The sequence below is a fragment of the Clavibacter sp. MX14-G9D genome (assembly GCF_032917815.1).
Classification (GTDB): domain Bacteria; phylum Actinomycetota; class Actinomycetes; order Actinomycetales; family Microbacteriaceae; genus Clavibacter; species Clavibacter michiganensis_K.
Genome location: NZ_JAVCVL010000082.1, coordinates 1 through 10514 on the forward strand (window position 1 = coordinate 1; position 10514 = coordinate 10514).

The window sequence follows — 10514 nt, forward strand, 5'->3', positions numbered from 1 at the left end:
GGGCGAACCGCAGGGTCGCGATCTCGAAGGGCCGCAGGGTGAGCTCGACCGGCTCGCCCGCGGCAGGGGCGGACGCGCCGTCGACCGGCCGCTCCAGCAGATCCGTGCGGTGCGCCGCGCCCAGCCCGGCGTCGGGGTCGACCCGGACGACCGTGCGCTCCCGGCCGCCGCGCGCCTCGTACAGCCGCACGACCAGGTCGCCCGAGCGGTCCTCGGCCAGCTTGACCGCCTCGACCACCACGGCGGGGTTCGACGACGTGACGAGCGGCGCGACGCCGTGGTCGCCCGCGACCTCGCGGACCGGGAGGTTCAGCCGGTAGCCGGCGTCGGCGGCGTCGAGCACGTCCGGCGCGACGCGCACCGCGGAGCGCAGCACGTGCCGGCCCTGGTCGGCGTGCGGGTCGGGGAACACGGGCGCGCGGAGGAGCGACTGGCGCACGAGGGTCGCGCTGCCGCCGTCGGGGCGGGGGATCCGCGTCACGTCGTGGCCGTAGGTCGCGTCGTTCGCGACGGCCACGCCGAACCCGGGCTCGCCCACGTGCACCCAGCGGTGCGCGACGGTCTCGAAGCGCGCGGTCTCCCACGACGTGTTGGCGTGCGTCACCCGCTGCACGTGGCCGAACTGCACCTCGGACGCGGCCCGGTCGGCGTGGACGTCGAGGGGGAACGCGAGCTTCAGGAGCTTCTGACGCTCGTGCCAGTCCACGTCGGTGACGACCTGCAGCTCCGGCTCGCCCGCAGGCAGCGTCCACGTCTGCGTGACGCGGGAGGAGCCGAACGCGCGCTCGACCACGAGCGACGCGCCGTCGATCCGGATGGAGGCGACGTCGGTGAGGTCGGTGCGGTTCCGGCGGTAGGCGTCGTCGATGTCCCACGCGTCCCACTGGTTCGGGGTGTCGCGGAACAGCTGCAGCAGGCCGAGGCGCTGGCCGGGGGCGACGAGGTCGCGACCCGACGCCGCGTCGACGAGGGACGAGACCGTGCCGTCCGCGTCGAAGCGCGCCCGGACGAGGCCGTTGTCGAGGACCCAGCCGTCGCCGTCCGCCGCCGCGGCGGTCGCGTCGTCGTCGTCCCGCAGCGGGGCCGCCGACAGGGCGCCGACGCCCCGGGCGTCGACGGGGGCCGCGTTGAAGGCGATCCGCCGGTCGCCCGACCCGGCGAGCGCGCGCTGCGCCTCGGCCACGAGCTCCCGCAGCCGGCCCTGCACGCGGGCGTGCTCGCGCTCCGCCTCCTGGTGCACCCAGGCGATGGAGGTGCCGGGCAGGATGTCGTGGAACTGCAGGAGCAGCACCGTGCGCCACAGCGCGTCCAGCTCGTCGTAGGGGTACGCGACGAGGTCCCGCACGGCCGCCTGCGCGAGCCACAGCTCGGCCTCCCGCAGCAGGTGCTCGCTGCGCCGGTTGCCCTGCTTGGTGCGCGCCTGCGACGTGTAGGTGCCGCGGTGGAACTCGAGGTACATCTCGCCCGACCACACGTGCGGGTCGCGGATCTCGGCCCGCGCCCGGTCGAAGAACGACAGCGGCGTGCCGAGCTCCACGCGCGGCGACCCCTCGAGGTCCCGCGTCCGGTGCGCCGCCGCGGTCATCTCGCGGGTGGGCCCGCCGCCGCCGTCGCCCCAGCCGAAGGGGACGATCGAGGCGTTGCTCACGGCCTTCTCGGCGTGCTGGCGCTCGGCGCGCGCGAGGTCCTCGGCCGACAGGTCCGAGTTGTAGGAGTCCACCGGCGGGAAGTGGGTGAAGACCCGGGTGCCGTCGATGCCCTCCCACAGGAACGTGTGGTGCGGCATCGTGTTGGTCTCGTTCCACGACTGCTTCTGCGTGAAGAAGTACTCGGCGCCCGCGCCCCGCACGATCTGCGGGAGCGCGCCCGTGTAGCCGAAGGAGTCGGGGAGCCACACCTCGCGGTTGTCGATCCCGAACTCCTCGAGGAAGAACCGCTTCCCCTGCACGAGCTGGCGGACGAGCGCCTCCCCGCCCGGCATGTTCGTGTCCGACTCGACCCACATGCCGCCGACGGGCACGAAGCGCCCCTCCGCGACGCGCTGACGGAGGCGCTCGAACAGCTGCGGGTGGTCCTCCTTCAGCCACGCGTACTGCTGGGCGCTGGACGCGGCGAACACGAAGTCCGGGTCCTCGTCCATGAGCGCGAGGACGTTGGAGAACGTGCGGGCGACCTTCCGCCGCGTCTCGCGGACGGGCCACAGCCACGCGGAGTCGATGTGGGCGTGGCCGACGGCGGTGACGCGGTGGGCGCTCGCGTGCGCGGGCGCCGCGAGCACGGGCGCGAGCACCTCGCGTCCGGCGGCGGCGGTGCCCGCGACGTCGTCGGGGTCCACGGCGTCGCACACCCGCTCGAGCGCCGACAGGATCTCCACCCGGCGGGAGGAGGCGGGATCCAGCTGGCCGAGGAGCCCCTGCAGCGTCCAGACGTCGCGGTCGAGCTCGTAGACGGCGAGGTCGCGCCACGCGAGGTCGAGGGTGCGCATCGTGTAGATGGGGTCGTCGCCCGCGGTGGCGGGGTCGCCGAGCGGGGTCTCGCCGTAGAAGTCGTTGCCGCCCACGTCCGGGTTCGACGCCGCCTCGATCCACAGGTCGATCGTCGTGCCGGGGGCCGTGCCCTGGCCGACCGCCTCGAGCGGCACGTACCCGTTGTACGGCTCGATGGCCTTCACGACGCTGCCGTCGGGCCGGTGCACGAGCCCCTCGGCCTGGAAACCGGGCTGGCGGTCGCTGAAGCCGAGGTCGACGAGGACCTCGAGCGAGGTGCCCTCCGCGCCGGCGTCCTCGGGCACCGTGCCGGTGACGTGGAACCACGTGGTGCCCCATGCCCGGCTCCACGGGGTGCCGACCGCGAACGGGCGGTACTCCTGGCGGATCGCCTCGGCGAACGGCACCGGCTCGCCGGGTGCGTCCCACGCCTCGATGGTGAGGGGCATCCGGCGCCGGTAGACGTTCGGCGTGAGGCGGTCGACCACGAAGCGCGCGACGCGGGCCTCGGCGAGGGCGGTGGTGAGGGGCATGGTCATCTCCTGACGATGGCGCGGACGGACCGCGGACGGGTGTCTCCAGCGTGCGCCGCGCGGGCGTCGGCGTCCGCGCGGCGGGTGGTGCGGTGGTGGTGCGGGTGGATGCGCGGGCCGGTCAGCCCTTCACGGCGCCGGCGAGCGCGTTCGAGCCGCCGAGCGTCCGCGAGACGAGCACGTACAGCGCGATGACGGGCACCGAGTAGACGAGCGAGAACGCGGCGAGCTGGCCGTACGCGACGGAGCCGTACTGCCCGAAGAAGTTGAAGATGCTCACGGCGGCCGGCTGCTTGTCCGGGCTCAGCAGCAGGATGAAGGGGACGAAGAAGTTCCCCCACGCCTGGATGAACACGAAGATGAACACCACCGCGATCCCCGGCCGCATGAGCGGCACGACGATGTGGGTGAGCGTGCGCATCATGGACGCGCCGTCGGTCCAGGCGGCCTCCTCGAGCGAGATGGGCACCGAGTCCATGAAGTTCTTCGCCATCCAGATGGCCATCGGCAGGCTCGTGGCGGCGAGGAAGAACACCGTGCCGCCGATCGAGTCGATGAGGTCCAGCGTCACGAACAGGCTGTAGACGGGCACCATCATCGCGGTGATGGGCAGGCACGTGCCGAAGAGGATGCCGTAGAGGAACGGCTTGTTGATCCGCATCCGGTACCGCGACAGCGGGTACGCCGCGAGGATCGCGACGACGACCGTCACGACCGCGCAGCCGCCGGAGAGCACGAGGCTGTTCATCAGCGGGATGAACGAGATCTCGGGCGTCAGCACGGCGGTGAAGTTGTCGAGCGTGAACTCGTCCGGCACCTTCGCGGACAGCGTGGCCGACGGGTCGAACGACGCGAGCACCAGCCACACGAGCGGCACGGCGAAGCAGAGGGCGACCAGCACCAGCACGCCGTTCGCGACCGTCCGCATCACGCGGCCGCTCGGGGAGGTCATGCGCGTGCCGGGCGGCCGCGGGGACCTCCGTGCGCGGGAGGCCCGGGCGGGTGCCGGGATCGCTGTGGTCACGGCCATGGTCAGTCCACCTCCGGGCGCAGGGCCCTGATGTAGATCACCGAGAACACGGCTCCCACGAGCAGCATGATCGTGGCGATCGCGGTGCCGAAGCCCAGCTGCGAGAACTGGAACGCCTCCTGGTAGGCGAGGATCGGCAGGGTCGAGCTGCTCGTGCCCGGGCCGCCGCCCGTCATCACGAAGATGAGGGTGAAGACCGAGAGCGTCTGCAGCGTGGTGAGCATCAGGTTCGTCGAGATGCTGCGGCGGATGACCGGCAGCGTGATGAAGACGAGCCGCTGCCAGCCGGTCGCGCCGTCCACCTCGGCGGACTCCGTGATCTCCGGCGGCACCTCCTGCACGGCCGCCGCGTAGACGAGCATCGAGAAGGCGGATCCGCGCCACACGTTCGCGAGGATCACCGACAGCAGCGGCAGGCCGTACAGCCAGTTCGCGCCCTGGATCCCGAACCAGCCGAGGATCGTGTTGAGCGTGCCCTCGTCGTTGAAGAACGCGTAGGCGGCGAACGCGGCCACGATCTCCGGGAGCACCCACGCCGCGATGACGAAGGTGCCCACGACGGCGCGCACGACGCGGTTGCCCTGCCGCATGAGCAGCGCCAGCCCGAGGCCCACGACGTTCTGCCCGACGACCGCGGAGAAGAACACGAACGCGAGCGTGAGGAGCACCGACTTGGGGAAGTCCGGGTCGGCGAACAGGGCCGTGTAGTTGTCGAAGCCGATGAACTGCGCGCCGCCGGCGGCGTACCCCGTGAGGGACGCGTCGGTGAACGAGCCGTAGAGGCTCGAGATGACCGGTCCGAGCAGGAACAGGGCGAGCAGGACGATGGAGGGGAGCAGCGGGATGGTGCGCGCCCCGGTGCGGAGCGCGCGGGCGCGGGCCCGGCCCGGGCGGACCGGCGACGGTCCGCCCGATCCGGGCCCCGACCCCGCCGCACCCCGCCGGTCGGCGCCCCGCACGTCGGCGTCGGGGCCCACCGGGACGGGGGCGATGGTGGACACGGATCAGTCCTCGGCCTTCTGCGTCCCGTCCTGGCCGACGATGCCGACGAGCGCGTCGTCGTAGGCGGCCGCGGCCTCCTCGGGCGACTGCTGGCCGGTCATCACCGACTCCATCGCGACGGTGATCGCGTTGGAGATGCGGCTGTAGTCGGTGGTCGCGGGGCGGAAGTGGGTCACGTCGACGATGGAGGAGAAGAACTCGAACGTCGGGTTGGAGGAGACGTACTCCGGGTCCTCGGCCACGTCGCTGCGCACCGCGATCTGGCTGGCCGCGATGTCGTACGACTGCGATCCCTCCTTGTCGAGCGCGTCGGCGATGAACTCGAACGCCTTGTCGGGGTTCGCCGTCTTCGCGCCGACCGCGAGGGTCCAGCCGCCGGACATGCTCACCGCGCCGGGGGCGGCGCCGTCCTGCGTGGGCATGGGCGCCTGACCCATCACGTCGCTCCACTCGGGCCAGGGGTTCGTGCCCGTCTCGAGCCAGGTGCCGCTCAGCCACGATCCGTCGAGGTCGATCGCGAGCTTGCCCTGCGGCAGCCACTCGCCGCCGACGATGGTGGAGATGTTCGTGTCGAGCGCCTCCTCGGGCTTCGGGCCGATGCCGCCCTGGTACACGTCCTCGATGAAGCCGAGCGAGTCGATGAAGCCCTGCGACTCCGTGAGCCACTTGCTCGTGGACTCGTCGTAGAGCGTGCCGGTGGGGGTGCCGTAGTGCAGCATCTCGAAGCCCTGCATCGTGGCGCCCTCGCCCTGCGGCTTGCCGGAGTAGACGTTGATGGGCACCACGTCGGGCAGCTCGGCCTTGATGGTCTTCGCCGCGTCGAGCACGTCGTCCCACGTCTTCGGCTCCCACGGCACGGGCAGGCCGGCCTGGGCGAAGAGGTCCTTGTTGTACCAGAGGGCACGGGTGTCGGTGCCCATGGGGATCCCGTAGACCTTGCCGTCCTCGCCGACGCCGGCCTCCTTGGCGGAGTCGAAGAACATGTCCCAGTCCTCCCAGCCGGCGACCTGGTCGTCGAGGGGGAGGAGGTAGCCGGCGGCCGCGTCGGACTTCACCTTGAAGGTGTCCTCGTACATCACGTCGGGGGCGGTCGAGGCCGAGCGGTTCATCAGCGCGAGCTTCGTGAAGTAGTCGTCGTTCTGCGCGGCGATGGGCACGAACTCGACCTTCATGCCGGGGTTCGCGGCCTCGAAGGTCTTCGCGGTCTCCTTCATGTGGGCGTCCATCTGGGTGAACGTCCCGAACTTCTGGTACGCGACCTTGATGGTCTTCCCGTCGTCACCGCCGCCCGCGCCGCCGGAGCAGCCGCTGGCGAGGAGGAGGGCGGCGACGGATCCCGCCGTGATCGAGAGGATGCGTGCTCGCGTCCTGCGGTGCGGCAGATGGTTCGACATGGTGCTCCCTTGCTCCACTGGCTCGGACGGTCGGCGTCATCGCCGGTCGTCGAGGGTTAGCCAAACGTATGGACTAATCCATGTCAAGACATCCTGGTGACGATCCGGTGACGGTGCGCGAGGAGGACAGCCGCGGCGTCGCGGCGGCCGGGGGATCGGTGCGGGCGGGGAAGCGGTGCGGCCGGGGGAGCGGTGCAGGCAGCCGGTCAGGCGCGAATGAGCATGGCCGACGGGCGCGGCGAGAACGCGTTGTCGAGCACCAGGCACGCGGCGCCCACGGCGGCGACGTCCTCGCCGACCGCCGACTCGACCACGCGCACGGGGTGCTTGGCGATGAGCGCCGGGGACCGGCGCACCTCCTCGGGCAGCGTCTCGAGCACCAGCCGTGAGATGGGGTGCCAGAACGGCCCGCCGCAGACGACCTCGTCGACGTCGAGGAGGTTCACCTGGATCACGATGGCGTGCGCGAGGTGCCGCGCCGCCGCCTCGACGATCCGCCGCGCGGGGCCGTCCTCCGCGTCCGCACGGGCCGCCAGCGCATGGAAGGCCTCGCCGATGAGGCGCATGTCGACGGCGTCGCCGCTCGCCGCCGCCTCCGCGAGGGCCGCGTCCGACACGTCCGCGGACGTCAGCACGCCGCCCTCCACCGCCTGGCGCACGAGGGCGTGCGGCGTGATCAGCTCGCCGACGCACCCGACGCGCCCGCACGTGCAGCGCCGTCCGCGGGACGCGACCATGATGTGCCCGGCGTCGCCGGCGTTGGAGCTCGCGCCGCGCACCGGCTCCCCGCCGAGGACGAGCCCGGTGCCGAAGCCCGTGCCGTAGTACACGAACGCGAGGTGCCGCCGGTCGCCCGTGCCGAACCACAGCTCGGCCACGGCCGCCGCGGTCACGTCCTTCTCCAGGAGCACGGGCAGTCCGGTCGCGGTGCTGAGCGCCTGCCGGAGGGGCACGTGCCGCCAGAGGGGGAGCATCGGCGGGTCCAGCACCAGCCCGGCGCCCACGTCGATGGGACCCGGCGCGGCGAGCCCCACCCCGAGCACCGCCCGGCGATCGACCCCTGCGTCGGCGATGAGGCCGTCGACCAGCCGGGCCACGAGCGCCACCACCTCGTCGGGCCGGGAGGCGGAGGGCGTCGGGCTGCTCACGTGCCGGAGGACCGTGCCCTCGAGGTCCAGGAGGACGGAGGTGATGACGGCCGGATCCACGTGCACGCCCACCGCGAACCGCCCGTCGGCCACGAGGTGGAGGAGGGTGCGGGGCTTGCCGGGCCCGCGGATCACGGTGCCGCCCTCGCGCACGAGCCCCTCGTCGATGAGGCGGCGCGTCACGTTGGTCACCGTCTGGGCGCTGAGGCCGGTGCGCTCGGCGACCTCGGAGCGGCTGGCGCCGTCGGCGGCCCGGCGGACCGCGTCGAGCACCACCGTGCGGTTGTATCCGCCGATGGCGGGCAGGTTGGTGCCGCGTCGCATTGGCACCTCCTCGCACCGGTCGCCGCGCATCGCGCGCGGGGCTCCCCGCAGTATCCCGGATGCGGGGACCCGGCCCCGTCGTCGCCGCGATCCCTTACCGCTCCCGGCGGACCCCGCGACACGCCCGGCCGGGCCGCCGGGGCGCGGAGGAGGCTCGGCAGATGACCGATCTGCTCGCCGCCGCCCACGAGGCGTCCCGCACCCACCCGTCCCCCGTCCCCGCCGCGCGCGGGCCCCTCAGCCGCGCGCTGATCGCCGACCTCCTCGGCCCCGGCGACCGCGCCGCCGCGACGGCCCCCGACCTCGCCGGCCTGGCCGCGGAGGCGCTCGCCGCGACGGACGACGTGGTCCGCGACGACGACGTCCAGCTGGCGCTCTCCTGCCTCTACGAGCTGCACCACGCCGGACTCGCCGGGGTGGACGACGGCCGCGAGTGGGACCCGCGGCTCATCGCCGTCCGCGGGATCCTCGAGGCCGCGTTCGAGGCCGCCCTCCGCGAGCGCGTCCCCGTCCCGGAGCGCCCCGAGCCCACGTCCGCGGGCGTCGCCGCCGCGCTGTTCGCCCTCGCGTCGGCCGACTCCGGCCCGTCGCTGTCGCGGTACGTGGCGCGCACGGCGAGCGTGGAGCAGCTGCGCGAGCTGCTCGTCCAGCGCTCGATCTACACGCTGGGGGAGGCCGACCCGCACTCCTGGGCGATCCCGCGGCTCCGCGGCCGCGCCAAGGCCGCGCTGGTGGAGATCCAGGCCGACGAGTACGGCGGCGGCCGCCCGGAGCGCGTCCACGCGACCATCTTCGGCGCCACCCTCCGCGGGGTCGGCCTGCGCGACGGCTACGGCGCGTACCTCGACGACGTGCCCGCGGTCACGCTCGCATCGTCCAACGCCATGTCGCTGTTCGGCCTGCACCGCCGCCTGCGCGGCGCGATCGTCGGGCACCTCGCGGCGTTCGAGATGACCTCGAGCGTCCCGAGCCGGCTGTACGCGGCGGGCATCCGCCGGCTCGGCTTCGGCGACGACGTCGCCTGGTACTACGACGAGCACGTGGAGGCCGACGCCGTGCACGAGCAGATCGCGGCGCACGACCTCGCGGGCGGCCTCGTGGAGTCGGAGCCCCACCTGCTCGACGACGTCATGTTCGGCGCCGCGGCGTGCCTCGAGGTCGAGGGCTGGGTGGGAGCGCACGTGCTCTCCAGCTGGAAGGCGGGACGCTCCTCGCTGCGTCCCGGATCCACGGCCGCGACGGACGCCGCGGGCACGGCGAGCGCCGCGTGATCCCCGCCGGCGGCCACGACGGCGAGGCGCGGGACGCGGGTCCGGCCGGTCCCCGCGCCGCCGCGACCGAGCCCCCGCGGATCATCGCCTACCCCGACGGCCCGCTGCTCGTGCGCGGCGAGTTCGAGATCGTCGACCCGGCCGGGCGGCCCGTCCCGCAGACCCGCCGCACCGTCGCGCTCTGCCGCTGCGGGGTCTCGTCGATCAAGCCCTACTGCGACGGCACGCACCGGCTGGTCGGGTTCCGCACGGATCCGCCCGCGCCCGCCGACGAGCCGGGGCCGGGGACGCCCTAGAGCTCCGCGCCCGGCACGGCGAACGTGTCGCACGCGGCGGGGCCGCCGGCGCGGCCGGTCTCGAACCAGCGCTGGCGCTGCTCCGCGGATCCGTGGGTCCAGGTGTCGGGGTCGACCGCTCCGCCCGCGGAGGCCTGGATCCGGTCGTCGCCCACGGCCGCCGCGGCGTCGAGCGCGTCGGCCACCTCCGCGGCCGTCACGGGTTCGAGGAACGCGCGGCCGCTGTCGTCGCGCACCTCGGCGGCCGCGCCGATCCATGCGCCGGCGTAGCAGTCCGCCTGCACCTCGAGGCGCACGGAGTCGGAGTCGGGCCCGGTGCCCGAGCGGTCGGCGCGGTCGAACGCCCCGGAGAGCTGCTGGATGTGGTGGCCCCACTCGTGCCCGACGACGTACATCTGCGCGAGGGGCCCGCCCGTGGCGTCGAACCGCGTGCGCAGCTCGTCGAAGAACGTCGTGTCGAGGTACAGGCTGCGGTCGGGCGGGCAGTAGAAGGGCCCCGTCGCGCTCGTCGCGTCGCCGCAGCCCGTGCTCGTGGCGGCGTCGAACAGGGCGAAGCCGGGGAGCGAGTAGTCGGCGACGCCGGCCTCGGCGGCAGCCGTGGTCCAGTAGGTGTCGAGCGAGTCGGCGGCGCCCGCCATTCGGCACTCGACGTCCTCGTTGGCGTCCCGGCCCGTCGTGCAGCCCTCGATGGCCTCGTCCTGCTGGCCCGACGACCCGGATCCGCCGCTGCCGCCCGCGCCGCCGACCAGCTGCGACAGGTCGACGCCCGTGAACTGCTGCACGAGGATCACGGCGACCACCACGAGCAGCCCGCCCCCGCCCGCGGCGATGCCGGTCGTCCGTCCGCGGCCGCGGCGGCGCGTGACCTTGCTGCTGTCGATCCGGGCGTCGTCGTCGAAGGTCATGAGCCGACCGTACCGGCGGCGGGGCTCCGCGGGGTGCCGGGCGGATGCGGGCCGAGCCGTCGTCGGCGCGGCCGCTCAGCCGCCCGGGACCGGATCCGCGGCGAGGGGGGGCGGGGGGGGGGGGG

General features: G+C 73.7%; 8 protein-coding genes. 2 read left to right on the forward strand and 6 right to left on the reverse strand.

Annotated elements, in window-relative coordinates:
- The 5 genes from Q6969_RS08480 to Q6969_RS08500 all read right to left on the reverse strand — a co-directional run.
- Positions 1-3019, reverse strand: a 3019-nt coding sequence (locus tag Q6969_RS08480) for a glycoside hydrolase family 38 C-terminal domain-containing protein (protein WP_317230037.1), incomplete at its 3' end; no start/stop codon positions are given.
- Positions 3020-3140: 121 nt separating this feature from the next.
- Positions 3141-3971, reverse strand: coding sequence for a carbohydrate ABC transporter permease (locus tag Q6969_RS08485; RefSeq protein WP_317230038.1), 831 nt, complete (start codon positions 3969-3971; stop codon positions 3141-3143).
- An 80-nt stretch (positions 3972-4051) separates the two neighbouring features.
- Positions 4052-5050, reverse strand: a complete 999-nt coding sequence (locus tag Q6969_RS08490) for a sugar ABC transporter permease (protein WP_317230039.1) — start codon at positions 5048-5050, stop codon at positions 4052-4054.
- Between the two features lie 3 nt (positions 5051-5053).
- On the reverse strand, positions 5054-6445 hold the full coding sequence (locus Q6969_RS08495; RefSeq protein WP_317230040.1) for an extracellular solute-binding protein: 1392 nt from the start codon (positions 6443-6445) through the stop codon (positions 5054-5056).
- 206 nt (positions 6446-6651) lie between these two features.
- A complete protein-coding gene (locus tag Q6969_RS08500; RefSeq protein WP_317230041.1) occupies positions 6652-7917 on the reverse strand; it encodes an ROK family protein in 1266 nt (421 codons plus the stop codon).
- Between the two features lie 161 nt (positions 7918-8078).
- Between Q6969_RS08500 and Q6969_RS08505 the strand changes: the two genes are divergently transcribed.
- On the forward strand, positions 8079-9188 hold the full coding sequence (locus Q6969_RS08505) for an iron-containing redox enzyme family protein (RefSeq protein ID WP_317230042.1): 1110 nt from the start codon (positions 8079-8081) through the stop codon (positions 9186-9188).
- On the forward strand, positions 9188-9484 hold the full coding sequence (locus Q6969_RS08510) for a CDGSH iron-sulfur domain-containing protein (RefSeq protein WP_396335529.1): 297 nt from the start codon (positions 9188-9190) through the stop codon (positions 9482-9484). Before Q6969_RS08505 ends, Q6969_RS08510 begins: the two co-directional genes overlap by 1 nt.
- Here Q6969_RS08510 and Q6969_RS08515 read toward each other — a convergent pair.
- The gene (locus tag Q6969_RS08515; protein WP_317230044.1) at positions 9481-10389 is read right to left on the reverse strand and encodes a neutral zinc metallopeptidase; all 909 of its coding nucleotides are present in this window, start codon (positions 10387-10389) and stop codon (positions 9481-9483) included. The genes Q6969_RS08510 and Q6969_RS08515 overlap by 4 nt on opposite strands.
- Positions 10390-10514 lie beyond the last annotated feature (125 nt).